Origin of the sequence: Sorangium sp. So ce119 (assembly GCF_051524405.1) — a bacterium.
Lineage (GTDB): Bacteria > Myxococcota_A > Polyangia > Polyangiales > Polyangiaceae > Sorangium > Sorangium cellulosum_G.
Genome location: NZ_CP150310.1, coordinates 5,604,608 through 5,628,418, shown reverse-complemented (window position 1 = coordinate 5,628,418; position 23,811 = coordinate 5,604,608). Strand labels below are relative to the sequence as shown.

The 23,811-nt window shown below is 73.5% G+C and carries 28 protein-coding genes; 19 read left to right on the top strand and 9 right to left on the bottom strand.

Annotated features, from left to right (window positions below):
- Positions 1-161 precede the first annotated feature (161 nt).
- Entirely contained in the window at positions 162-1,022 is an 861-nt protein-coding gene (locus WME76_RS21195) for an endonuclease/exonuclease/phosphatase family protein (protein ID WP_437961888.1), read from the bottom strand.
- 112 nt (positions 1,023-1,134) lie between these two features.
- Here WME76_RS21195 and WME76_RS21190 point away from each other — a divergent pair, with 112 nt between their 5' ends.
- The 3 genes from WME76_RS21190 to WME76_RS21180 all read left to right on the top strand — a co-directional run bounded on the left by WME76_RS21190 (position 1,135) and on the right by WME76_RS21180 (position 3,949).
- A complete protein-coding gene (locus WME76_RS21190) occupies positions 1,135-1,566 on the top strand; it encodes a hypothetical protein (protein ID WP_437961887.1) in 432 nt (143 codons plus the stop codon).
- A gap of 151 nt (positions 1,567-1,717) precedes the next feature.
- Positions 1,718-2,716, top strand: coding sequence for an SDR family NAD(P)-dependent oxidoreductase (locus WME76_RS21185; protein ID WP_437961886.1), 999 nt, complete (start codon positions 1,718-1,720; stop codon positions 2,714-2,716).
- Between the two features lie 87 nt (positions 2,717-2,803).
- Positions 2,804-3,949: a DegT/DnrJ/EryC1/StrS family aminotransferase gene (locus WME76_RS21180; RefSeq protein ID WP_437284030.1), complete on the top strand. Its 1,146-nt coding sequence runs from the start codon at positions 2,804-2,806 to the stop codon at positions 3,947-3,949.
- Here the strand turns inward: WME76_RS21180 and WME76_RS21175 are convergent.
- Entirely contained in the window at positions 3,938-4,648 is a 711-nt protein-coding gene (locus WME76_RS21175) for a nucleotidyltransferase family protein (protein WP_437961885.1), read from the bottom strand. The two genes, WME76_RS21180 and WME76_RS21175, sit on opposite strands and share 12 nt — an antisense overlap.
- A 188-nt stretch (positions 4,649-4,836) precedes the next feature.
- Between WME76_RS21175 and WME76_RS21170 the strand changes: the two genes are divergently transcribed.
- Both WME76_RS21170 and WME76_RS21165 read left to right on the top strand, forming a co-directional pair.
- The gene (locus WME76_RS21170) at positions 4,837-5,190 is read left to right on the top strand and encodes a hypothetical protein (protein ID WP_437961884.1); all 354 of its coding nucleotides are present in this window, start codon (positions 4,837-4,839) and stop codon (positions 5,188-5,190) included.
- An 11-nt stretch (positions 5,191-5,201) separates the two neighbouring features.
- Entirely contained in the window at positions 5,202-5,570 is a 369-nt protein-coding gene (locus WME76_RS21165; RefSeq protein ID WP_437961883.1) for a hypothetical protein, read from the top strand.
- Between the two features lie 8 nt (positions 5,571-5,578).
- Here the strand turns inward: WME76_RS21165 and WME76_RS21160 are convergent, their stop codons facing one another.
- On the bottom strand, positions 5,579-6,322 hold the full coding sequence (locus WME76_RS21160) for a tetratricopeptide repeat protein (RefSeq protein ID WP_437961882.1): 744 nt from the start codon (positions 6,320-6,322) through the stop codon (positions 5,579-5,581).
- A gap of 121 nt (positions 6,323-6,443) precedes the next feature.
- Here WME76_RS21160 and WME76_RS21155 point away from each other — a divergent pair, with 121 nt between their 5' ends.
- Together WME76_RS21155 and WME76_RS21150 are read left to right on the top strand one after the other, a co-directional pair.
- Entirely contained in the window at positions 6,444-6,869 is a 426-nt protein-coding gene (locus WME76_RS21155) for a tellurite resistance TerB family protein (protein ID WP_437284026.1), read from the top strand.
- Between the two features lie 160 nt (positions 6,870-7,029).
- On the top strand, positions 7,030-7,887 hold the full coding sequence (locus WME76_RS21150) for a serine/threonine protein kinase (RefSeq protein WP_437961881.1): 858 nt from the start codon (positions 7,030-7,032) through the stop codon (positions 7,885-7,887).
- 168 nt (positions 7,888-8,055) lie between these two features.
- Here WME76_RS21150 and WME76_RS21145 read toward each other — a convergent pair whose 3' ends face one another.
- Positions 8,056-8,688, bottom strand: coding sequence for an FKBP-type peptidyl-prolyl cis-trans isomerase (locus tag WME76_RS21145; RefSeq protein WP_437961880.1), 633 nt, complete (start codon positions 8,686-8,688; stop codon positions 8,056-8,058).
- A gap of 121 nt (positions 8,689-8,809) precedes the next feature.
- On the opposite strand from WME76_RS21145, the gene WME76_RS21140 reads away from it, so the two are divergent.
- The 10 genes from WME76_RS21140 (at position 8,810) to WME76_RS21095 (ending at position 17,961) form a co-directional block, all read left to right on the top strand.
- A complete protein-coding gene (locus WME76_RS21140; RefSeq protein WP_437961879.1) occupies positions 8,810-10,672 on the top strand; it encodes a hypothetical protein in 1,863 nt (620 codons plus the stop codon).
- A gap of 15 nt (positions 10,673-10,687) precedes the next feature.
- A complete protein-coding gene (locus WME76_RS21135) occupies positions 10,688-11,569 on the top strand; it encodes a matrixin family metalloprotease (protein ID WP_437961878.1) in 882 nt (293 codons plus the stop codon).
- 48 nt (positions 11,570-11,617) lie between these two features.
- Positions 11,618-12,940: a hypothetical protein gene (locus WME76_RS21130; protein ID WP_437961877.1), complete on the top strand. Its 1,323-nt coding sequence runs from the start codon at positions 11,618-11,620 to the stop codon at positions 12,938-12,940.
- A 146-nt stretch (positions 12,941-13,086) separates the two neighbouring features.
- The gene (locus tag WME76_RS21125; RefSeq protein ID WP_437961876.1) at positions 13,087-13,326 is read left to right on the top strand and encodes a hypothetical protein; all 240 of its coding nucleotides are present in this window, start codon (positions 13,087-13,089) and stop codon (positions 13,324-13,326) included.
- Positions 13,327-13,344: 18 nt separating this feature from the next.
- Positions 13,345-13,869 (top strand): DUF6596 domain-containing protein, encoded by a 525-nt coding sequence (locus WME76_RS21120; protein ID WP_437961875.1) that lies wholly within the window; start codon positions 13,345-13,347, stop codon positions 13,867-13,869.
- Positions 13,869-14,153 (top strand): hypothetical protein, encoded by a 285-nt coding sequence (locus WME76_RS21115; protein ID WP_437961874.1) that lies wholly within the window; start codon positions 13,869-13,871, stop codon positions 14,151-14,153. The genes WME76_RS21120 and WME76_RS21115 overlap by 1 nt, the downstream gene beginning before the upstream one ends.
- Positions 14,154-14,369: 216 nt before the next feature.
- Positions 14,370-14,942: a hypothetical protein gene (locus tag WME76_RS21110; RefSeq protein WP_437961873.1), complete on the top strand. Its 573-nt coding sequence runs from the start codon at positions 14,370-14,372 to the stop codon at positions 14,940-14,942.
- Between the two features lie 4 nt (positions 14,943-14,946).
- Positions 14,947-16,230: a radical SAM protein gene (locus WME76_RS21105; RefSeq protein WP_437961872.1), complete on the top strand. Its 1,284-nt coding sequence runs from the start codon at positions 14,947-14,949 to the stop codon at positions 16,228-16,230.
- A gap of 142 nt (positions 16,231-16,372) precedes the next feature.
- Entirely contained in the window at positions 16,373-17,005 is a 633-nt protein-coding gene (locus tag WME76_RS21100) for a TetR/AcrR family transcriptional regulator (protein WP_437961871.1), read from the top strand.
- Positions 17,002-17,961, top strand: a complete 960-nt coding sequence (locus WME76_RS21095; RefSeq protein ID WP_437961870.1) for an alpha/beta fold hydrolase — start codon at positions 17,002-17,004, stop codon at positions 17,959-17,961. The genes WME76_RS21100 and WME76_RS21095 overlap by 4 nt, the downstream gene beginning before the upstream one ends.
- Positions 17,962-17,992: 31 nt before the next feature.
- On the opposite strand, the gene WME76_RS21090 is transcribed toward WME76_RS21095, so the two are convergent.
- From WME76_RS21090 to WME76_RS21080, 3 genes are all read right to left on the bottom strand, one after another.
- Positions 17,993-18,922, bottom strand: a complete 930-nt coding sequence (locus tag WME76_RS21090; RefSeq protein ID WP_437961869.1) for an aldo/keto reductase — start codon at positions 18,920-18,922, stop codon at positions 17,993-17,995.
- Positions 18,923-19,016: 94 nt separating this feature from the next.
- Complete coding sequence (locus WME76_RS21085) at positions 19,017-19,850, bottom strand: ABC transporter permease (protein ID WP_437961868.1); 834 nt, start codon at positions 19,848-19,850, stop codon at positions 19,017-19,019.
- Positions 19,843-20,712, bottom strand: coding sequence for an ABC transporter ATP-binding protein (locus tag WME76_RS21080; RefSeq protein WP_437961867.1), 870 nt, complete (start codon positions 20,710-20,712; stop codon positions 19,843-19,845). The genes WME76_RS21085 and WME76_RS21080 overlap by 8 nt, the downstream gene beginning before the upstream one ends.
- Before the next feature lie 363 nt (positions 20,713-21,075).
- On the opposite strand from WME76_RS21080, the gene WME76_RS21075 reads away from it, so the two are divergent.
- The gene (locus tag WME76_RS21075) at positions 21,076-22,281 is read left to right on the top strand and encodes a PAS domain S-box protein (protein ID WP_437961866.1); all 1,206 of its coding nucleotides are present in this window, start codon (positions 21,076-21,078) and stop codon (positions 22,279-22,281) included.
- A gap of 64 nt (positions 22,282-22,345) precedes the next feature.
- Here WME76_RS21075 and WME76_RS21070 read toward each other — a convergent pair whose 3' ends face one another.
- Positions 22,346-23,254: a LysR substrate-binding domain-containing protein gene (locus WME76_RS21070; protein WP_437961865.1), complete on the bottom strand. Its 909-nt coding sequence runs from the start codon at positions 23,252-23,254 to the stop codon at positions 22,346-22,348.
- Positions 23,255-23,373: 119 nt separating this feature from the next.
- Between WME76_RS21070 and WME76_RS21065 the strand changes: the two genes are divergently transcribed.
- The gene (locus WME76_RS21065) at positions 23,374-23,577 is read left to right on the top strand and encodes a hypothetical protein (protein ID WP_437961864.1); all 204 of its coding nucleotides are present in this window, start codon (positions 23,374-23,376) and stop codon (positions 23,575-23,577) included.
- Here the strand turns inward: WME76_RS21065 and WME76_RS21060 are convergent.
- Positions 23,550-23,786, bottom strand: a complete 237-nt coding sequence (locus WME76_RS21060) for a hypothetical protein (RefSeq protein ID WP_061617136.1) — start codon at positions 23,784-23,786, stop codon at positions 23,550-23,552. The two genes, WME76_RS21065 and WME76_RS21060, sit on opposite strands and share 28 nt — an antisense overlap.
- Between the last annotated feature and the right edge of the window lie 25 nt (positions 23,787-23,811).

Here is a 23,811-nt window from a genome sequence, read left to right as displayed (position 1 = left end):
GGCGCGCCGCCGCCCGGGGCTCGAGGAGACGACATGCAGCCAGTGTACACGTGAACAGGGCGCCCTCGAGAAAGCCGGGGAGGGCGACCAGGAAGCCGGGGAGGGCGGCAGGGGAGCCGGGCGCGCGACAGCGACCGCGGACCAGCCCGCCGGGCAGGCTCCTACATCGAGATCTCCGACAGCACCCCGTAGTGATCTGACGCGGCGACGCCGTCCTCGATCTCCTCGAAGACGACCCGCGACGAGAGCGGCTTGCCCCGCCCCTGCTTGTCCGGGCCGCGCACGAAGATGTAGTCGATGCGGCGCGGGTACTCGTTCGTGACCGCCGCGAACGGGTTCCGCACGGGATCGAACGTGAACCCCGGGCCCTTGCCCGTCTGGTCGAACGTGTCGGCGAAGTACACGCTCTTCTGGTTCAGGGCGTGCAGCCCCTTCATGAACCGGATCTCCGTGGCCTCGGGCTGCGCGTTGAAGTCGCCGACGACCACGGGCGGCAGCCCCTCCATCGGCGCCTCGCGCAGGACGATCTCGGCCACGGCCGCGACCTGCGCCTCGCGCACGGCGCCGTGGTGGAACTTCCAGTTCAGGTGGGTGACGAAGAACGGGAGCACGCCGTGCGGCGACGCGAGCTCCGCGAGCAGGATCGCGCGCTTCTCGTCGGTCTCGCCCGTGGGCAGCGGGAACGCCTGGCTCCGCGCGACCGGCCAGCGCGACAGCACGGCGTTGCCGAAGAGCACGCCGCCGCCGAGCTCGTGCGCGGGGCCGAACGCGACCTCGTAGCCGAGCCCCTCGGCGATGTCGTCGGCCAGCGATCGGCCCTCGTACGACATCACCTCCTGGAGCCCGACGATGTCGGGCGCGAGCTCGCGGACGCCCTTCCGGATGAGGCCGAGGCGCGCCTCCCACGGATCGTGGCGGTTCCAGATGTTCAGCGTGAGCACGCGCAGGGAATTGCGGGCAGCGACGCCGGCGCGGCCGTGCGCGGAGCCGCCGGCGCCGGAGCCTTCTCGCGGACCTTCCATGCCGACGGGCTACGCCAGATGCGCGTCCGAATCCAGCCGTGATACGAAGGGGCCCGGCGCAAGCCGCCGCCCTTCCGGCGCGGAAGGGCGACCTTGACCGGGAGAACCCTGAATGATCGCGTGTGCTCCTCGACGGGGGCGGCCTGGAACGGCCTCCTCCGGATCTCGAACCCCGTTCCGCCTCGCCGGCGGCCTCGTCCTGCTCGCGCTGCTCGCCGGCTGTGACAGCAAGATGGAGCCCAAGGAGTGCGACAAGCTCCGCGGCGACGCCTTCGAGATGGTGAACAAGGCGCAGCACTGCAACACGGACGCCGACTGCCGCCAGAGCGAGTGGCCGGGCTGCGCGAAGCCCATCAGCAACGCGACGTTCGACAAGATCAAGCCCCTCGCGGAGAGCTACAAGACGGGCAAGTGCGAGGAGCCCAAGGTCGACTGCAAGAGCCCGCCGCAGTCCTACTGCAAGCAGGGGCTCTGCGTGCACCGCGAGCTCGGCGCGCCCGAGGGGGCGGGGAACACGCCCACCGACCAGATCCAGATCCAGTGATCGCGGCCGCGCCGCGGTCCGGCCTGCGCTGCGGTCCGGGCGGCGCCGCGCGTCGGCCGGCGCGCGGCCGGGCGGCGTGGCCGAGCGCAAACCTGCGCGCCGCGTCGCTACGCGCTTGACGCGCGAACCGGCAGGGGCCACGCACGCGGCCGTGAGCGAAGGCTTTTATCGCGGCAAGCGCGTCGTGGTGACCGGCGCCGGCGGGTTCATCGGCAGCCACCTCGTCGAGGCGCTGGTCCGGGAAGGCGCGCGCGTGAGGGCGCTCGTCCGGTACACCTCGGGCTCGCGGCGCGGGCACCTCGACCGGCTCCCCGAGGACGTCCTCGCGGGCGTGGAGGTCGTCCCCGGCAACGTGGAGGACGCGGGCGCGGTCCGGTCGCTCGTGCGCGGCGCCGACGTCGTCTTCCACCTCGCGGCCCTCATCGGGATCCCCTACTCGTACGTGGCCCCGCAGCAGTACGTCGCGACCAACGTGCAGGGCACGCTGAACGTCCTCGAGGCGGCGCGCGAGCACGGCGCGCGCGTGGTCCACACCTCGACCAGCGAGACCTACGGCACCGCGCGCTACACGCCGATCGACGAGGCCCACCCGCTGACCGGGCAGTCCCCGTACTCGGCCACCAAGATCGGCGCCGACAAGCTCGCCGAGAGCTACTACCTCTCGTTCGGGCTCGAGGTCGCGACGATCAGGCCGTTCAACACCTACGGCCCGCGCCAGTCGTCGCGCGCGATCATCCCGAGCGTGATGCAGCAGCTCGCCGCCGGCAGCGCCGCGCTCCGCATCGGGAGCACCGCGCCGGTGCGGGACCTCAACTTCGTGACCGACACCGTCGCGGGCTTCCTGCTCGTCGGATCGAGCGCCCGGGCCGTGGGGCAGACGCTCAACGTCGGGAGCGGGCGCGCCATCTCCATCGGCGATCTGGTCCGGCTCATCTTCGAGGTGACCGGCAAGCGCGCGGAGCTCGTGACGGACGAGGCCCGGGTGCGCCCCGACGCGAGCGAGGTGATGGTGCTGCTCGCCGACTTCCGCCGCGCCGCGGAGCTCGTCGGCTACGCGCCCCGCGTGTCGCTCGAGGAGGGGCTCGCGCGCACGTACGCCTATGTCGAGCGCCACCTCGCCGACTACCGTCCCCGCGAGTACGCAATCTGACGTTGCCGCCGTCGCCGTGACGCACGCCGCGCCGACCCGCGCGCAGCCGTAGACCGACCGACCGACCGGCCGGATGGATGACACACCATGTGGAAGATACCTCTCAGCGATCTCTCGTTCGGGCCTGAGGAAGCCGAGGCAGCGCGGCAGGTCGTCGCGTCGGGCTGGCTGACCATGGGGGAGCGCACGGCGCAGTTCGAGCAGAAGCTCGGCGAGGCGCTCGGCACCCCGCGGGTGCTCGCGGTGACGAACTGCACCGCCGCGCTGCACCTCGCGTACACGGCGCTCTCGGTGGGCCCCGGCGACGAGGTGATCTGCCCGAGCCTCACGTTCGTGGCGACCGCCAACGCCGCGCTCCTCTGCGGCGCCAGCGTGGTGCTCGCCGACATCGTGGGCGAGGGCGACCTCGGCATCGACCCCGCCGACGTCGCCCGCAAGATCACGCCGAGGACGAAGGCCATCGCGGTCGTCCACTACGCCGGCTACCCGTGCGACATGGACGCGATCTGCGCGATCGCGGCCGAGCGCGGGATCGCGGTGGTCGAGGACGCGGCGCACGCGCCGCTCGCGACCTTCCGGGGCAGGGCGCTCGGGACGATCGGCGACATCGGCTGCCTGAGCTTCTTCTCGAACAAGAACCTCGCGGTCGGCGAGGGGGGCGCCGTGATCGCGCGGGACGACGCGCTCCACGCGCGCATGCGGCTCCTCCGCGCGCACGGGATGACGACGATGACCCTCGACCGGCACAAGGGGCACGCGTTCACGTACGACGTCGTGGACGCGGGCATGAACTACCGCATCGACGAGATCCGCAGCGCCATCGGCCTCGTGCAGCTCGGCCGGCTGGCGGACGGCAACGCGCGGCGGCGGGCGCTCGTGGCGCGCTACCACGAGCGCCTCGCCGGGGTGCGCGGCCTCGGGCTCCCGTACCGCGATTTCTACGCGCGCGGGGTGGGGGAGAGCGCGCACCACCTGATGGCGGTGCTCCTGCCCGAGGGCGCCTCGCGCGAGGCCGTGATGGAGGCGATGAAGGCGCGCGGCGTCCAGACGAGCGTGCACTACCCGCCGATCCACCGCTTCTCGCACCACGGCGCCTCGGACCGGGTGCGCAAGGAGGGCCTCGCGCGCACGGACGCGATCGCGGGCCGCCAGCTCACGCTCCCGCTGCACCCGCGCATGCAGGACGCCGACGTCGACGCCGTGTGCGAGGCGCTCGCCGCGTCAGTCCGGTAGGTAGCGCTGCCGGTTCTTCTCGAACTCGTCCTGCGCCTCGGCGAAGTCGTCGCTCCTGCCGATGTCGAGCCAGTGGCCCCGGAAGGGGAAGGTGGCCACCTGCTCGCCCGCGTCGAGCAGCGCGTGCATGAGGTTGTCGAACCCGAACGGCCGGCCCTCCGGGATGAAGCGGAGCACGCTGCGGCTCATCGCGTAGATGCCCATGCTGACCCAGAACGTGTAGGTGGGCTTCTCGCGGAAGCCGACGACGCGCCCCTCGGGGCCGAGGTCGAGCACGCCGAGGTCGATCTTCGACGCGCGCTCGCACACGGCGACGGTGAGCGGCGCGCCGGCCGCCTCGCCCGTGCTGTGGAGCGCCGCGAAGTCGACGTCGCTCAGGATATCGCCGTTCATCACGAGGAAGCGCTCCGGCAGGTCGCGCTCGATGACGCGGAGCGGGCCCACGGTCCCGAGCGGCGTCTCCTCGCGCTGGTACGAGATGCGCAGCCCGTACCGGCTCCCCTCGCCGACGACGGCCTCGATGAGGGCGGCCTGGTGGCCGACGCACATCACCACGTCGGTGACCCCGGCGCGCGCGAGTTGCCGGAGGAGGATCTCGACGATCGTGTGATCGCCGATCGGCATCAGCGGCTTCGGGATAAGGGCGGTGTAGGGGCGGAGCCGGGAGCCTTTGCCGCCGGCGAGCACGACTGCCTTCATGCGGTGACCTATACCCACGCGCTGCTCGGACGGGGGACGATTCCGCAGAAATTCTCGCTCTCCCGGTCCGCCCCGTCCTCTCCGATTGACTCTCTTCCGGCTGCTCTTTAGTACTCGAAGAGCGTCCCGCGGCAGGCCAGCCCCCGCGAGGCGCAACTCCACTCTTGCAGGCGACTTGGGCAGCAATCATGACGATGGTACCCCCCTCCCGTACCCCCGCCAGGAAGCGCCGGAAGCTCGGATATCGAGGCAGCGGCACCTTCGCCATGTGCAGCCCCGGCCCGCTCCCGGGCGGCCCGCTCTTCCGGCAGCTCTGCACGCTCGCCGATCGCTTCGCCGCGTCCGACGATCCGGCCGCGGCGCAGATCGGGAGCGTGCTCTCGCTGCTCGCGTTCTACGCGACCAAGCCGAACGACCGGGATTTCCGGCTGCCGCTCGGCTCCTTCCTCATGGACATCGCCCTCGATGAGGAGGCGCGCGCGCAAGCTCAGGCGCCGCGCCCCGCGCCCATCCCGTACGGGCGCCGGCTCATCGCTCGCTGATCGGGGCTGGGATGAGCTCGCGAGAACTCCCGACGCGCCCTGCGGGGCGGAGCAAGCGGACGGCATCGGCCTCGGTCGTGCTGATCGTGAGCGCGAGCGAGCAGCTCGCCGAGCGTTGCCGCCGGCTGGTCTTCGTCGAGGGCGCCGACCTGCTCGCCTGCGACCTCGTGTCGCTGCGCGGGAGCGCCGCCTGGCTCAACCCGCTCGCCATCGTGATGACGCAGGACGTCCGGGCGTTCGATCCCGACGGGTTCACGGAGCTGTCGCGGCGCATCGGCGCCGAGCTCGTTGTGCTCCCGAGCGAGAGCGTCTCGGACACGCAGCTCACCGCGATGATCACGGCGGCGCTCGACATCGCGCAGCGCCGCCGGACCGACTGACGGCCGCGTCAGTCGCGCGGCGGCAGGACGTCGCCGGACCGGCTCGCCAGCAGGCATCCCTCGTCCAGGCCGAGCTTGCACGCCTTCGTGAACAGCTCGACCGCCTTCGAGCCGTCGCGCTCCACGCCCTCGCCCTTCGCGTGGAGGTGCCCGAGCTCGACGCAGGCCGGGGCGTTGCCGCGCTCGCAGACGCGCCGGAACAGCGCCGCTGCGCGCCCCGGGTCGGCGCTGGCGCCCTGGCCCTGGAGGTAGGCCCTGCCGGCCGCGAGGCAGCCGAGGTTCGCGCCCGCGTGGCACGCGCGCACGTGCCAGTAGAGCGCCGCCTCGTCGGCCCCGCCCGCGCCCTCCGCCCCGCCCGACGCGTCCGCGCGCGCGAGCCGATCGTGGTACGCGTCGCCGAGCCGCAGGCACCCGCGCGCGCTCCCCTCGACGCACGCGTCCTTGAACAGCCCCACCGCGCGCTCCACGTCCATCGAGACGATCGCGCCGCCCAGGTACATCGAGCCCAGCGTCACGCAGTCCTCGATCTGGTGATCGGCGCAGCCGTTCGTGCAGCCGACGAGATCGTCCCCCTCGCACGGCAGCCGCAGCGGCGGCGGGGCTGGTTCGGCCGGCGCCTCCGCGCGCGGCGCCGCAGCGGGGGCAGGTCGGGCGCCCCCCGCGGCGTGGCGCGGCGCGGGCGCGGCCGCGCCGCCGCAGCCGCCGAGGAAGAGCGCGACGAGGAGCGCCTGGGCGAGTTCGCGCACGTGCATGCTCGAACTCATGACACACCGGCCGCGCTCTCCCAATGCCCGCTCCGGGACGCGTCCGCCCGCGGCGCCCGCGCTCGCTCCGGGGCTGGTCCCGCGCCGGGCCCCGGTGTAGACGGATCCGATGCCCCAGATGAGCCCTCCTCCGCTCAAGACGCTCGACGAGCCCAACCTCGAGGCGCTGATCGAGCTGATGTTCCTCGCGGCCTTCGCCGACGGCGAGTTCAGCCAGGAGGAGAAGCTGCATTTCTTCCGGAGCGTGGAGTCGCTCACGGACCGCCGGATCCCCCAGAGCACGATGGACGAGCTCATCCAGACGGTCGTGACGCAGCTCCAGAAGGAGGGCCGCGCCGCCCGGCTCGCGTCGCTCAAGGAGCGGCTCCCCAGCCCGCAGGCCCGGAAGGTCGCCTTCTCCCTGGCCGCCCAGGTCGTCGTCGCCGACGGGATCGTCAGGACCAGCGAGCGCGAGCTCCTGCTCGACGTCGCCGCCGCGCTCGAGCTCGACCAGACCGAGGCCGCGGAGGTCGTGCGGAGGCTCGCCGCTTCATGAGCGTCCGGCCGCCCCCGGCGCGTCGCGCCCGGGGCGCTCGTGTGACTCGGCCAGGGAGCACAGCGCGCGCCGCGCGGGCGGCGCTGGCCGCGCGGCGCGTCCCGGCCCGCGCGCCGCGGGGTGAACGGCCGCGGACGTTTTCGGTTACGATGGCGCTGCCGTGACCTGGTCCTCCACTGGCAGCTTCCTGATCCCGTTTCCGATTCCGGGCTCAGCGCTGACCTCCACCCGGGGGACGTACGTCATCGGGGCGCTCATCGGCGACGGCCAGTACGGCTCGGTCTACGAGTGCAGCGGGCCGTTCGATCAGGTGTACGCCCTGAAGATGCTGCGGCCGGCCAACAAGCCCTACCAGGTCGTCAAGGACGAGTGGTCGCGCGAGATGCTCCGCCTGGAGAGCTTCCGCCACCCGAACATCGTCTACATCCACGACGCCTTCGAGGTGAACTACCTCTTCTACCTGGCGCTCGAGCGGTGCGACACGAGCCTCCGGGCGCTGCTCGGCACCCCGTTCCAGCCGCCGCTGCTCCTCGAGCTCGCGCGCCAGCTCCTGATGACGCTGCAGTACCTGCACGACAACGGCGTCGTGCACGCCGACCTGCACGCGGGCAACGTCCTCATCTCCCAGCTCGACCACAAGCCGATCGTCAAGCTCACCGACTTCGGCGTCGCCCACCAGCTCGACGGCGTGACCCGCTGGTTCCGCCCGCAGGTCGCGAACCCGAAGATCCTCGTGCCCGAGCTCGTGACGGCCGGCTACACGACGACGCAGAGCGACCTCTACCAGCTCGGGCTGCTCATGTACCAGATGCACACCGGCCAGCCGGCGATCGACGTGAACGCCTCGTACGAGGAGATCACGCGCCAGATCGCCGAGGGCACGCCGCGGCAGAAGGCCGAGGCGCTCGGCACGCCGCTCAGCCAGGTGATCGCCAAGCTGCTTCGCCGCCGCGACGCCTACCGCTACTACTGCGCGCGCGACGTCTGGGACGACCTGCGGCAGCTCCGCTGGGCGTAGCGCGATCGGCGCTGCGCCGCGCGCGCGTTCCGGGCCACGGGGCGAGTACCCGCTCGAGGTCTACGAGATCTTCCTCGAGGCGCTCGCGCGCGTCGCCTGAGCGCGGCGCCCTCCCGGCGCGGCCCCGCCGGGCGCGGCGCCGTCCGCGGGGACCGGCGCCGCGGCGGCTCACTTCGCCTCCGCCGGCGCCTCCTTCTTCTCGGCCGGCGCGGCGGCGGGCTTGTCCGCCTTGGCCGCTTCCGGCTTGGCCGCCTTGTCGGCCGCGGGCTTGGCCGCCTTGTCTGTCGCGGCCTTGCCGCCCTTGTCGGCCGCGGCGGCCGCGTCGTTCGGCGCGTCGCCGACGCCGAGCAGCTCGATGTCGAAGACGAGCGTCGCCTTGCCCGGGATCTTCGGCGGGCTGCCCGACTCGCCGTAGGCGAGGCGCGACGGGATCGTCAGCTTGCGCTTGCCGCCCACCTTCATCCCGACGACGCCCTCGTCCCAGCCCTTGATGACCTCCGTGTTGCCGAGCCTGAACTCGAACGGCTCCCGGCCGACGGACGAGTCGAACTCGGCGTTGTTCTTCAGCAGGCGCCCCGTGTAGTGGACGCGGACCCTGTCGCCGTCCTTCGCCTCCGGGCCGGTGCCCACGACGAGGTCTTCCTTGATCATGTCGGCCGGCTCCGGCTCGGCCGGCTTCACCGCCGGGATGGCGCTGCCCGGCGGCAGATCCGGCTCGGGGACCTTGTCCTCGCAGCCCGCGACCGGGCCGAGGACGACAGCGCAGGAGAGGGCGAGGAGGACGTTTCGAAGAGGCTTCATGGCGCCACGTCTTACGCACCCCGCGCGGGGCGATCAACGGTCACCCGCCGCGTCCGGCTCCTCCGGCGGGGCCGGGTTTCCGTTGCAGCGCTCCGCCCCGCGCGGTTAGGGTGCGCCCACCTTGGCTCGCGCGTTCTCCGTCGCCGCCCTGGCGATCGCCGAGGGCGGCGCCAATGCCGTCGGTGCGGTGCGCTTCACCTGCGCCGAGACGGAGCTCGAGGTGGAGCTGGTGCGCGTCGCCGGCTACGCCGAGGGGTTCGCCCTGGGCGCCGTGGCCGCGCCGGTCCGCTTCGGGGTCCCCTACACCGCCGTCCGCGGGCTCTTCCGGCGCGGCAAGGCCCTCTGCGTCGCCCTCGACCCGTCCGCGTGCTCGCCGCACAACTGCTTCGTCCTGGCGCGCTTCGAGGGCGATCTCCCCGGCGTGCCCGGCGTGTTCTCGCCGGCGGCGATGGAGGCGATGGAGAGCGCGTACCGCGCGCGCCTCCGCGCCCGCCTGGCGAGCTGGATCGCGCCGGCGCCGGTCGGCGTGCTCGCGGCGGCCCTGTCGCCCGACTACCTCGCGAGCGGCCCGCTCGGCACCGCGTCGCTCGCGCTGCTCGTCGCGCTCGCGACCTGGCTCGGGCTGCGCTTCGCCGCGCGGCTCGCGACCTGGGGAGGGCCGCCCTCGGACCGCCTGCGCGACGCGCTCGTCATGGAGCTGTCGCGCCGCATGGGCTTCGCTTCCGACCGGCTCGCCGCCTCGGACCCCGGCGCGCCGGCCGCGGCCGTGTTCGCGCCCCGGCCGACGCCGCTCGGCGCGCTGCCCGCGGCGCCGCGCGGCGCCGAGGAGGGCCTCGACGCGCTCCCGCTCCGGGCCCGCGTGCTCGTGCCCGCGGCGCTCGCGGTGGTCGGCATCGTGGCGACGATGGCGTTCGTGCAGCGGTTCGCGGCCCCCCGGGACCTCCCCCCGGCGGAGCGGCGGGCGGCGCGCGGCGTCGGGCAGGCGGCCCGCGGGGCCACCGCCGCGGTGCTCGCGAGCGAGGCCCGCGAGCGCGCCGAGCCGGAGTTCCCGCACTGCCTGTGCGACCGCGCCGACTCGCCGCTCTGGCGGGACGGGGTGCCGATCCTCAGCGTGCTCGGGTCGACCGGCCCGGACGACGGCGCGGGGGTGATCGCGCCGATCCTCGTGCGGGACCGCGAGGGCGACGAGGACGACGAGGACGACGAGCCCCGCGCGCGGGCGGGCGCGGCCGACGCGGACGACGCCGAGCGGGGCGAGGGGCCTGCCGACGCCGGCGCGGAGCCGGCCGACGCCGGCGTGCCCAGGCCGCGGCCGGCGCGCGGTCGCTACGATTTCGAGCTCGCGGTCGTGAACAACAGCGGCGCGTCCGTCAGCGACTTCCGCGTGCTGCTCACGTTCGCGCGGCGCGATCACCGCGGCGAGCGCGCCGGGATCACCGAGCGCGGGCTGTTCTGGGAGGGCGCGCTCCTGCCGGGGCGCGCGGTGAAGTGGCACGTCGAGGCGCCCGGCACGGAGGTGAAGATCGAGCCCGGCGTGACGGGCATGCTCGACGGCGAGACCGGGGTGGCCTCGCCCGACGCCTTCTTCCAGCTCACGCGCGCGCGCTACCGCGTCGTGCGCATCCACGCCGCGATGATGCTCGCCTGGCTCCGCGACCCGCGCGCCCGCGACGCGCTCGTGTCGCTCCTGCCCGCCCCGCCCCTGGAGGAGGCGAAGCTCGAGCGGATCCGGCGCGCGACGGCCGACGTCATCCCGTGCTCGGTGACGGCGGAGGAGGGGCGGCTGCGCGCGTGCCTCTTCAACGGCGGCGTCACCCCGGTGCGCGGCGTCACGCTGCGCGAGGCCGCCGCCGGCGAGGGCCGGACGCCGCGCGCCTGGCCGATCCCGGCGTCCCTGCCGGTCCACGAGGGGGTGGAGGTGAGCGTGCCCCTCGAGGGGGGCGAGGCCCCCGAGGAGCTCGAGGTGGTGCCGCAGGGCCGATGAGCCGATGATGAGGGGATGAAGCGACGCACCAGGGCCGCGATCGCCCTCGTCGCGGCGCTCGCCGTGCTGGCGCTGCTCGCCGGAGCCCGCGAGGCCGCCGCGTGGGCGCCGCTCGACCTCGAGGCCGCCCCGCGCTGGGGCGAGCTGCCGGTCCGCTATCACATCCACCAGAAATCGATCCCGGGGCCGCTGTCCGGCTTCGCGGCGGCCGGCATCGAGGCCGGGTTCGCGGCGTGGTCGAGCCCCGCGTGCACGGCGTGGCAGACCGAGCTCCTCGGCGACACGGACGACGGCCACGCCTTCGACGACGGCAAGAACGTGTTCCTCTGGATCAGCGACGTCTGGCCGGACGAGCTCGGGGCCGCCGACTCGATCATCGCGATCACGATGCCGGTCTGGGATGCCGACGGCGTCATCGACGACGCCGACATGGTGTTCAACGACGTGGGTTTCTGCTGGAACGGCACGGGCGAGGGCGGCTGCATCGACGTGCGGTCGATCGCCACCCACGAAGAGGGGCACTTCCTCGGCCTCGGCCACACGAACGTGCGCGGCGCGACGATGCTGGGGTTCTACCCGGGCGGCACGTCGGCGCGCACGCTCGAGGACGACGACATCGAGGGCGTCTGCGCGCTGTACCCGATCGGCGGGACGGCCGTCGCGAGCTCGGGCGCCGGCGCGGGCGGCGCGGGCGGCGCCGCGCCGGGGAGCGACGACGCGCCGCAGAGCGGCGCCGGCGGCCTGGAGGACGCCGGCAGCGACGCCGGCTGCTCCTGCTCGGGCGGCGGCGGGTCGCCGGGCAGCCGGGGTGCGCTGCCGCTCGCCGCGCTCGGTGCGCTGCTGTCGCGCCGGCTCCGGCGCCGCGGGGCCGCCCTGGCGCCACGCGAGCGCTCGTAGCGCGGGGGCCGCTTTACAACCCAGCGCAGCCGGGGCAAACGTGCCGCCATGCCCGCGCCGAGCACCGCAGCGTTCGACGCGGAGGTCGCGCGCGCCCTCCGCTCCCTTGGGGCCGACAGCTCAGCTCCGGCCCTCGATCCGCTCGGCGATCCGACCGGCGCGGCGCGCGCCCTCTCGGCAGAGGGCGGCGCTCCGCTGCTCCTCCGCGTGGCCCCCGAGCTCGGCGCATCGCAGCGCGACAAGGAGGCGGCCTTCGGGCCACCCCCGCGCGACCCCGTCTGGCTCCGGTTCGAGCGCGGCGCCAGCGTCCTCCGGGTGGCGCCCCTGCGGCTCGCGGACGCCGGCCAGCCGCGGTCCGGCGCGGGCGCCGCTGGCGGCGCGGACGGCGCGGGCGGGGCAGGGGAGCCTGCGGCCGAGCCGCGCGACGCCGTGCGCGTCGAGGTGACCTCGGAGCAGCGCCCGTGCTGCGGCGCCCCCACGTGCGCGCGCGAGCGGACCCACGTCGCCGCCTGGCTCGCGCTCGCGCCCGCGCCCGGTGGAGCGGGCCGCGCCGCGGCGGCGCAGCGCCTGCTCGTCGCCGAGGCGCGGGACCTCGAGGCCGCGCGGGCCGAGGCGCTCGTCGAGGCGGTGGCGGCGCCGCTCGCGGCCGCGCTGCGCGTGCCGCTCCAGACGGCGCGGGGCACCGAGCCGCCGGACGCCGTCGCGCCGCGCCCCCTCCCGGAGCCCGCGCCCGCGCCCGCCCTTGCGGCCGCCGCGCTGGCGCGGTTCGCGATCCGGAGCGAGGGCGAGCTCTTCGTCCTGCGCGACCACGCGAGCCACGGCCCGCGCGGCTCCGCGACCCGCAACGCCGTGATCGGCGGCGCGCTGCTGCTCCTCGCGCTCGCGCTGTGGATCCAGGTCATGCGGAGCGTCGCCGCGGGCGACAGCGGCATCGCGATCGGCGTCGGCAGCGCCGCCGCGCTGCTCTCGCTCGCGGGCTACGCGTTCCTCGGCGTCGCCCGGTTCTCGTCCCGGTACGCGGCGCGCTCCTCCCCGGTCGCGTCGTTCGGCGCGGGCCGCTTCGTCGTCGCGCCCTGGGTGAGCCGCACCGGCGCGATCGACCTGCGCCCCGAGGGCCGGCTCGGGGCCGCCATCTCCGCGGGCGAGGTCCACGCCGTCCAGGTGCAGCCCCGCGGCGACGGCTTCGCCGTCGAGATCGACACCGACCACGGCCCCATCGACGCCCTCCTGACCGATCGCGAGGACGTCGCCCGCTACTGGCGCGACGCGATGGACCGCGCCGTCGCGTCCGTCCGCCACCCCGGCGGCCCCTCCGCGAGGCAGCGCCTCCGCGCGCGCGCCCAGTCGCAGCAGGCCGCCACGGCGGGCTGACGGCGCTTCCTCCTCTTCCCGTGTCTTGCCCCGGCGCCCGGCCTCCCTCCGTGGCGTCTGCCGATCGCTCGCGAGCAGAAAAAAAGTGTCCGGCGCGGCGCCCCTCGAACGTCGGAGGGGCGAAGCGCCTGACAAGGAGACAGATCATGAGCGAGTTCGTTTTCCTGTACCGCGGCAAAGACTGGACGACCTCCCCGGCGGAGATGCAGCAGCGCATGCAGAAATGGTCCGCGTGGATGAAGGAGCTCGGCGAGAAGGGGCACCTCAAGAACCCCGGCCACCCCTCGAGCGCACCGGCAAGTTCGTGGAGGGCAAGCAGCGGGCGGTCGTCAGGGCGTGCGCAAGCTCGCCGTCGAACACAAAGAAAGGAACGAATTCAGGGGTGAGGACCCGAAGAAGGGCCGGTGGCGGCTGGAAGCGCGGCACGGACATCGCCCAAGTGGAAGAAGGCGCTCGCGGGCTCGGCGCGGCTGTTCGAGCTCACGGACGACGAGTTCTCCGCCCGCCTCTCGGCCGTCCAGCGCGCGCTCTACCTGCTCTTCAACGAGGGCTACCACGGCGCGTGCGCCCGGGAGGCGGTGCGGGCGGAGCTCTGCCGGGAGGCGATGCACCTCGCGGCGCTCCTCGTCCAGCACCCCCTCTCGTCGACGCCCGCCACGCACGCCCTCGCCGCGCTGATGTGCCTGCACGCGGCGCGCCTCCCGGCGCGCGTCGACGCCTCCGGCCATCTGAGCTCGCTGCTCCACCAGGACCGCTCGCGCTGGGACCGCGCGCTCGTGGCCGAGGGCCAGCGGCTCCTCGATCTCTCGGCCACGGGCCCCGAGCTGACGGAGTACCACGTCGAGGCCGCCATCGCGTGGTCCACGCGAGCGCGGCGCGCGCGGAGGACACGAGCTGGGAGACCATCGTCTCGCTCTACGACACGCTGATGGCGATCCGTCCTTCCCCCGTCGTCGCCCTCAACCGCGCCATCGCCGTCGCGCAGCACGAGGGCCCGGAGCGCGGTCTGCAGGAGATCGGCGCGATCGAGGGCAGGGCCCGGCTCTCCGCGTATCCCTTCTACTTCGCCGCGCTCGGCGAGCTCGAGCTCCGCCGCGGCGAGCGCGAGGTCGCGGCCCAGCACTTCCGGTCAGCGCTCTCGCTCGCCCGCAACGCGATGGAACGACGCTTCTTCGAGCAGCGCCTGGAGGCGTGCGGCGACGGGGCTCCCTGACGCATGCATCCAGCGAGGCGTCCCCGGGCACCGGACCGCGGGTATGCCGACTTGCGCCGATCGCATGCCGGGTTGTGCCAGGCGGCCCCCTCGGTGGAGCGCTGACCTGGCCATTTTTCGTCATGATCTCGCGTGGCTCCGTGTCGTGACGGGGAGGGCGCGCGAGTTGCTTGGCGCGGGAGCGAGGCGCCAGCCTCGACGCGAAAGGACTTCCCCGTGCCTGTCCCCTTTCCCACGCTCGTCCCCTGTAGCTCCTGCGGTTGCCACGCGCGCCCCGGCGAGAGCGAGTGCCCGCACTGCGGCGCGGCCATGCGCACGGCGGACGGCGCTGTCCCGCGCACGAAGGTCGCCGTGCTCATGGGGCTGACGGCCGCCTTGCTCCAGCCGCTTGCCTGCGCCGCCGAGGTCACCGACCAGCGAGACCAAGCCAGCTCCAGCAGCTCGGGCTGGGGCGGCGACATCAACGTCGGTGCGGCGTACGGGGGCGGCCCCTCCAGCACGAGCAGCACGAGCGGGACAGGGGGTTTCGGCGGCGACATCAACTTCGGTGCGGCGTACGGAGGCGCCCCCTCGACCACCGCGACAGTGACAGGGGGCTTCGGCGGCGACATCAACGTGGGTGCGGCGTACGGAGGCGGCCCCTCGGTCAGCACGAGCGGGACAGGGGGCTCCGGCGGCGACGACAACGCCGGTGGCGCTGGCGGCGAGGACCCGTCGGTCGGCGGCTCCGGCGGCGCGGGCGGGGCTGGCGGCGGCCCCGCGGTCGGCGGGGGGAGCGCGGGGGAGTGAGCCGATGATCGCGCCGACCGAGATCCCCGTCCGCGCGCTCATGCCCGCGGACCTCCTGGAGGCGAAGCCGATCTACGCGGTCTGGGAGCTCACGATGAGGTGCGACCAGCCGTGCCAGCACTGCGGGTCGCGCGCCGGCGCCGCGCGCGACGCGGAGCTCTCGACCGAGGAGGTGCTCGAGGTCGCCGCGAGCCTCGTGCGGCTGGGCTGCCGCGAGATCGCGCTCATCGGCGGCGAGGCGTACCTGCGCGACGATCTCGCCGAGATCATCGCGTGCTTCGCGCGCAGCGGCATCCGCGTCATCATGCAGACGGGCGGGCGAGCCTTCACGATCGAGCGGGCGAACGCGCTCCGCGCCGCGGGGCTCACCGGGCTCGGGGTCTCGATCGACGGGCCGGCGCACGTCCACGACGAGCTGCGCGGCAACGTCGGCAGCCACGCGGCCGCGATCCGGGCGCTCGACAACGGCCGCGCCGCCGGGCTGATCACGACCGCCAACACCCAGATCAACCGCCTCAACGCCCACCTCTTGCGCGAGACGTGCGCCGAGCTGCGCGCGCACGGCATCCAGACCTGGCAGGTGCAGCTCACCGTGCCGATGGGGCGCGCGGCCGATCATCCCGAGTGGATCCTCGAGCCGTGGCGCGTCGTCGAGGTCATCGACACCCTCGCCGCCATCCAGCGGGAGGCGCTCGAGGCGCACGTGTCGGGCGTCCCGTTCAACGTGTTCGCGAACAACAACATCGGCTACTTCGGCCCGCACGAGCAGCTCCTGCGCTCGAGGCCTGGCGGCGGGGAAGCCCACTGGCGCGGCTGTCGCGGCGGCATCAACGCGATCGGCATCGAGTCCGACGGCACCGTGAAGGCGTGCCCCTCGCTCCCGACCGCGCCCTATGCCGGCGGCAACGTGCGCGAGCTCGGCCTCGAGCACATCTGGGAGCGCTCGGAGGAGGTCCGTTTCGCGCGCGATCGCGACGCGAGCGAGCTCTGGGGTCACTGCGCCACGTGCTACTACGCGGACGCCTGCCGCGCGGGGTGCTCGTGGACCGCGCACTGCACGCTCGGCAAGCGCGGCAACAACCCCTTCTGCTACCACCGCGTGACGCAGCTCAAGCGGCGGGGCATCCGCGAGCGGCTCGTCATGAAGCAGCGCGCGCCGCACGTGCCGTACGACCACGGCCTCTTCGAGCTCGTGGAGGAGCCCTGGGACGCGCCGGCCCCGCCGCCGCCCGAGCCGGTGGTGCCGAGGAACGCGCGCCGACGGCTTCCGGTCGCTCCGACGTCGTAGCGCTGCACGGACGGGCGGGCGCCGGGCGCCTCAACCCCGTTGCGGGCGCCTCAACCCCGTTGCGGGCGCCTCAACCCCGTTGCGGCGCCTCAACCCCGTTGCGCCTTGCGCTCCGCCCTCGACCATGCGATGAACACGTTCAGTGAACGCGTTCACTCAGAAGCCCGGCCGCCGCGACGCCCAGAAAGACGCGACGCGCGCCCGGATCCTCGAGGCCGCGCGCGACCACTTCGAGCGCCACGGCTTCGAGGCCGCGAACGTCCGCGCCATCGCCGCCGACGCCGGCGTCGCCGCGGGCACCGTCCTCCTCCACTTCGCCGACAAGCGCGACCTGCTCCACGCCGCGCTCTTCGACGACCTCGCCGCCACCGCCGCCGAGGCCGTCCGCGACGAGGAGCCCGGCACGCTCGAGCAGCGCCTCCACCGGCTCGCCGCCGCGTTCTTCGCGCACTACGCCCGCAGGCCAGCCCTCTCGAAGACGCTGCTGCGCGAGTCGCTGTTCGCCGACCCGCCGTGGCAGGCGCGCTTCGCCGAGCAGGTCGGCGCCGCGCACGGCCGCGTCGTCGCGCTGTTCGACGCCGCCCGCGCGGCGGGGGAGGTCGCCGACGACGCCGACGCCGCGCTCTTCGGCGTCGCCTTCTTCTCCTTCTACTACTTCGCGCTGATCGCGTGGGTCCAGGGCGCGCACCCGTCGCCCGTCGCCCTCGTCGATCGGCTCGTCGCTCAGCACCTCTGCGGCCTCCGCCCCGCAGCCAACGTCAGGAGGGCTCGATGACGTCATCCATCATGTTCCGCAGTCCCGAGGCGCGCGCGCGCATCGCAGCGTGGTTCGACAGGTTCCACGAGAGGCTCCCGGCCCCGACCCGATCGCGCGAGGTCTCGACCCGCTTCGGCGCCACGCACGTCCTCGTCGCCGGCCCCGAGGACGGCCCGCCGCTCGTCTGCCTGCACGGCGCGCTCGCGAGCTCCGCGCACCTCCTCGGCGAGCTCGGCCCGCTCCTCGCGCGCTACCGCGTCCACGCGGTCGACGTCATCGGCCAGTCGGTCAAGAGCGCCGACGTCCGCCTGCCGATCGACGGGCCCGCCTACGCCGAGTGGCTCACCGACGTCCTCGACGCGCTCGGCCTCGCGCGCGCCCACCTCCTCGGCGTGAGCTGGGGCGGCTTCGCGGCCCTGCGCATGGCCCAGGCGGCGCCCGCCCGGATCGACCGGCTCGTCCTGATCGTGCCGGCGGCCGTGGTCTCGGGCTCGCCGTGGCAAGGCCTCACGCGCATCGCGATCCCGATGGCCCTCTACCGCGCCTTCCCCTCCGAAGAGCGCCTCGCGCGCCTCGTCTCCGGGCTGTTCACCACGCAGGACGACCTGTGGTGCTCCTACTTCGGCGACGCCGTGCGCAGCTACCGGCTCGATTTCCGGCCGCCGCCGCTCGCCACGCCCGGGTCCCTCGCCGGGTTCACGCGGCCCGCGCTCGTGTTCGGCGCCGACGACGACGTGAGCTTCCCCGGCGCCAGGCTGCTCGCCCGCGCGAAGGAGCTCCTGCCACGCGCCGAGACCGAGCTGCTCGAGGGGTGCCGCCACTCGCCCCCCACCGACGACGCCTTCCGCGCGCGGCTCTGCGGGCGGATCGCGCGCTTCCTCGGGAGCGACGCCGCAACGGAGGTGGGCGACGCCGACGTCGCCCACGTCGCGCCGCCCCCCGCGTCACCCGGGCTCGCCGCCCCGGTCGCGTGACCCTCCGCCGCGTTTCGGTCGGCGAGCGCCCTCAGTGACCCGACACGTCGTCGACCTCGGCGAACGCCTCGACGAGGCGCGCGCGGGCCCGCGCCGAGAGCGGCGGGCCCTCGAGCGAGCGCACGTTCTCGAGCAGGTGCTCCACGCTGCTCGTCCCCGACAGGATCACGTGCGCGCCCGGCTCGTCCCGGCAGAAGCGGTACGCCACGTCCGGGATCGACGGGGCGTCCTCCCCCTCCAGCAGGCCGTCCAGCCCCTCGTCCGCGAGCCGGCGCGGCACCTTGCCCCGCGCCGCCAGGTCGGCGAGCAGCTCCTTGAGCCGCTCGGGCCGGCTCAGCGCGCGCCGGACCGCGAACATGATCAGCGTGCCGACGTTCCTCGCCCGCGTCAGCGGGAACACCTTCGTCCGCGCCGACTGGTTCAGCAGGTTGAACCCGACCATCACCACGTCCCAGAGGTCGTCGCGGAGCGCCTGGTCGAGCGTCGCGTGCGACGGGTCGGCGGCGAACGCCTCCGTGATGCCGAGGAAGCGGATCTTGCCCTGCTCGCGCAGCCGCAGGAGCACGGGGACGATCCGCTCGCGCAGGTCGGCGTAGTGCTGCGGGAGCACGCCGTGCAGGTGATAGACGTCGACGTGGTCCGTGCCGAGCCGCTCGAGGCTCGCGTGCAGCGACGACACCACGTCTTCCGGCCGCACGGGCGCCTCGAGGCGCGTCGTCTTCTTCGTCGAGATCACCACGCTGTCGCGCGGCACCTCGCGGAGCGCCTTGCCGATGAGCGCCTCGGTCCCGTACGCCTCCGCCGTGTCGACGAAGTTCACGCCGCGCTCGATGGCCGCGCGCACGAGCTGGAGCGAGTCGGCCTCGGCGATGCGCCCGGCGCCGAGCCGGCTGTCGCCGCCCGCGCCCAGGCCGAGCACGCTGACCTCCAGGCCGGTGCGGCCCAGGATGATGCGATTCACGTGATCCTCTCTCTTTCTCTCTGGACAGGGCAGCGTGCGCCGCGGCGCCCCGCCGGGAGGCGCGCCCGCGCGCTCCTCCCGAGGGCGCGCAGGCTCACTCCTTCGGAGCGACCTTCCACGCGGTGAAGCGACGCTCGAGGCGCATGAGCAGGGTATTGAACGTCAGCCCCAGCGTCGTGATCGTCAGGATGCCGACATACATGCTCGGGATCTGGAAGTTGTATTGCGCGTAGATGATGAGGTATCCGAGCCCCGCCTTGGCCCCGATCATCTCCGCCGCCACGAGGACGAGCAGCGAGTAAGCCCCCGCCAGGCGGACGCCGACGAAGATCGTCGGGACCGCCGCCGGCAGGATCACCTTGCGGAAGAGCTGGAGCGGCGACAGGCCCATCGTCCGCGCCGACTTGATGAGCAGCGGATCGACCCCGCGCACCCCGCTGATCGTGTTGAGCAGGATCGGCCAGGTGCACGAGTAGATCACGAGCGCCACCTTCGAGGCCTCCCCGATCCCGAGCAGCAGCAGGAACACCGGCAGGAGCGCGAGCGCCGCGGTGTTGCGCAGCACCTCGAGCAGCGGGTTGATCGCGTCCGCCACGCCCTTGTACCACCCGATCGTGAGCCCGAGCGGCACGCCCATCAGGATCGCCAGCGAGAAGCCGAGCAGGGAGCGGGACAGGCTCGCCTTGATGTGGCTCAGGAGCTGCCCGTTCTGGAGGAGCTGCCACCCCGTCGCCAGCACCTCGGAGAGCGGCGGCAGGAACGCCGCCTCCACGAGCCCGATCCGCGGCGCGGTCTCCCAGATCGCGGCCACGAGCAGCAATATCCCGGAGCGCGCCGCGGCGCGGCCGACCCACCTCCCCACCTCGTCGACGAGCTGCGGCTGCTGCGGCTCCTCGTGGAGCTCGATCGACTGCTCCAGGCTAGCCATTGACCGCCACCACGCCCGCCACAGGGCGGCTCTCCGCCGCGCGCTTCTGCTTCTTGATCCGCTCCTGCTCCTCTGCCTTGAGCACCTCGTCGCGCAGGAGCGACCAGATCTCGTGCCGGAGCCGGCCGAACTCCGGCGTCGACCGCGCGTCCTCGTAGCCCCGGATCTCCGGCGGGATCTCGATGACGTGCTTCACGCGGCCGGGCCGCGACGTCATGATCGCGACCCGCTGCCCGAGGAACACCGCCTCGTCGATGCTGTGCGTGATGAAGAGGATCGTCGTGCGCGACTTCTCCCAGATGCGGAGCAGCTCGGCTTGCAGCGACTCGCGCGTCTGCGCGTCGAGCGCCGCGAACGGCTCGTCCATCATCAGCACCTCCGGGCTGTAGGCCAGGCTGCGGGCGATGGCCACGCGCTGCTTCATGCCGCCCGACAGCTCGTGCGGATACCGATCCTCGAAGCCGGAGAGGCTGACCAGCTCGAGGTAGCTCTGCGCGATCTCCCGGCGCTGGGCCTCCGGGATGCCCTTGGCCTCGAGGCCGAACTCGACGTTCTCGCGCGCCGTGCGCCAGGGGAAGAGGGCGTATTGCTGGAACACGATTCCCCGATCGAGGGCCGGGCCCGTGATCGGCTTGCCGTCCAGCAAGAGCCGCCCCGTCGACGGCTTCGAGAGCCCGCCGAGCAGATCGATGAGCGTCGACTTGCCGCAACCGCTCGGCCCGACGAGGACCATCAGCTCGCCGGCCCTCACGTCGAGGCAGAGGTTCTCGATGGCCGTGAACCGCGCGCCCTCCTTCGCCCCCGCCGGACCCTTGATGGCGAACGTCTTGCTCACGTTCTGGAACTCGATCTTGTTGCTCATCGCTCCTCCTGCTGCCCATCCTCGACGAGGGCCCGGCCCGCTCCATCCCGCATGAAACGACCGCACATCCCGCAACCCGGCGCGCACCGTCGCCCGGCGCTGCGCTCCTCCGAGCGTGCCTGCGGGGGCTCCTCCTCGAGCACGCCGGGGGCGTTGAGCACGCCGCGTACCAACGGCGCGCCGCCTCACAGGACGCAAATCCGCTATAGCAGACGGTGACCTGCTGCTGGCGCAGCAGGCGCTGCTCGATGGGTGTTGCTGTGGCAGCAGGTGATCGACGTGGCCGAGGCGCGACGGCGATGGCGGCGCACAGAAGCGAGCCCTCTCGACGGCGGGCAAACGCTCAGGATAAATCTTGCGACCATGACCGTCTCCACTGCGTCACCGGAGGGAGTCGAGGCCGATGCGGCCAGACGCGCGCTCCTCCTCCAGCGGGCGCCGCTCGCGATCCTCGAGCTCAGCAGCGATCTCACCGTCCAGGACTGGAACGGCGCGGCCGAGCGCCTGTTCGGCCATGCGCGGCGCGAGGCGCTCGGTCGCCGCGTGGACGAGCTGCTGCCGGTGTCCGGCGACCCCGGGGCGTGGCGGAGGCTCCTCGAGGAGGACGGCCCGGCGCCTCGCGTCTGGCGTCACGTCACGAAGGACGGCGCCGAGGTGTGCTTCGAGTGGCTCCACGAGCGGCTCGTCGACGAGCGCGGGAAGGCCCGCGGCGTCGGGGTGTTCGGGCAGGACGTGACGGAGCGCGCCGAGCAGCTCCGCCGTTACCAGCAGAAGGAGCTGATCCTGCGGACGGTCACGCAGACGCTGCCGATCGTCGTCTGGGCGATCGATCGCGAGGGGATCTTCACGTTCCACGAGGGCAAGGGGGTCGAGAGCGCGGGGCTCCGGGAGGGGGAGCTCATCGGAAAGAACGTGTTCCATTACTACGCGGACAGCGACGGGAGAGCCGACCTGGAGCGGGCGCTCGCGGGCGAGGAGACCCACTCGGTGAACACGACGCACGGGGCGTTCTGGGAGAACTGGGAGATCCCGATCCGCGACGAGCAGGGCGAGGTGTACGCGGTCGTCGGCTTCACGCTCGACGTCAGCCCGGCGAAGCGCACGGAGCAGGAGCTCCGGAGCAAGCTGGAGCTGATCGAGCGGCAACAGCAGGTCATCCGCGACCTGTCGACGCCCATCATCCAGGTCTGGGAGGGCGTGCTGACGCTGCCGATGATCGGCGTGGTCGACAGCCAGCGGACCGCGGAGATCATGGACACGCTGCTCGACGCGATCGTCCGCATGGGCGCGCGCTACGCGATCCTCGACCTCACCGGCGTCGAGATGGTGGACACGAAGACGGCGAGCTACCTCCTCGATCTCGTCCGCGCCATCCGGCTGCTCGGCGCCGAGGGCATCGTCACGGGCATCCGGTCGAACGTCGCGCAGACGATCGTCAGCCTGGGGCTCGACCTGTCCAGCATCACGACGCTCGGGAACCTCCGCGCGGCGCTCCAGCACTGCATCCGCCAGATGGCCAAGGAGCGCGCGGCGTCCGGCGCGCAGCAGGCCGCGCCCGCGATGCGGTGACGGCGGTGTACGCTCCGCCGGACACCGCTCCTGGCGGGCTGGCGGTCCATTCCTCACCTCCTGTTCACGGCGCCGCCGCCCCCGGGCTCCCCATCGCCCTGGCGAGCGCCTCGACGAACACGCGGACAGCGGCGCGCGCGGGCGCGGCGTAGACCGCGAAGCTGGCGCGCTTCGACTCGTCGTACTCCGGCAGCACGCGGCGCAGCGCGCCGCTCGAGAGCTGATCCTGAACGACGTAGTCGGGGAGGTTGGCCAGGCCGAGGCCGGCGACGGCGGCGTCGCGCAGCGTCATCGTGTCGCTGGAGCGGAAGGTGCCGCTCACCGGGATGACGCGCTCCCCCTCGGGGCCCACGAGCGTCCACCGGGCGACGGGTTCCATGTTGAGCGTCAGGCAGTCGTGATCGGCCAGGTCCTCCAGGCGCCGCGGCGCGCCGTGGCGGCGCAGGTACCGCGGGCTCGCGCAGAGCACGCGCAGGTCGCCGGCGAGCCGCCGCGCGACCAGCGAGGCCGGGGAGATCTCGGCGGCCAGGCGCACCGCCACGTCGACGCGCTCGGCCACCAGATCGACGAGGCGGTCGGTGAGATCGAGATCGATGCGGAGCTCCGGGTACCTCGCGCGGCAGGCCAGCGCGGCGGGCGCGACGCGGATCGTGCCGAGGACCGTGGGCGCCGAGATGCGCAGCGTCCCGCGCGGCGTCCCGTCGAGATCCCCGACCGCGCGCTGCGCCTCCTCGATGTCCGAGAGGATCCGGCCGGCGCGCTCGGCGTAGAGGTTCCCCGCCTCGGTGAGGCTCACGCGGCGCGTGGTGCGCTGGAGGAGCTTCACGCGGAGGCGCTCCTCGAGCCGCGCGACCTGCTTGCTGACCGACGACGACGTGAGCCCGAGCGCCTTCGCCGCCGCCGAGAAGCTCTGCCGCCGCGCGACCTCGAGGAACGCCCTCATCTCGCCCAGGTGACCGCTCGCCGGATCCATCGCATTCTTTCCCTCCGCGACGCAATCCTCGTCGCCGGACCAGGATTATCACGCGTGGGCTCCAGAGCTACGTTCCTGGAGAGCGAGGCGATGGCTGCCCCGCTGTGAAGGAGGGTCCCATGCTCACGCAGGCTCGCGGTCACACGGGCGTCGCGCTGCTGTTCTTCATCCTCGTGGGGGCGCTGGCCGCGGATCATCTCGCGGCGCTCCCCCTGGCGCGCGGCGGAGAGGCGGCGCTGCGCGAGGCGCCCGGCGTCGAGCAGGCGGGCCGGCTGCCGCCGGGCGCGCTCGGCGCTCACGCCACGCGATCGATCGCGCCCTGAACGCCCTCCTGCTTGGAGCAGTGAGCACAGCAGTAGAACGCCCCGCCGGCCTCGATGCCGTGACCGACGATCCGGCAGGCGCAGTGGGCGCACACGGGCGCGAGCTTGTGAATCGCGCACTCGAAGCAGTCGAAGGTGTAGGTCGTGCCGCCCACCATGATCTGGAAGGCCTTGTCGTAGCTGTTGCCGCAGCAATCACACGTGTTCATGGAGACCTCTCGACGGTCAGGGGAC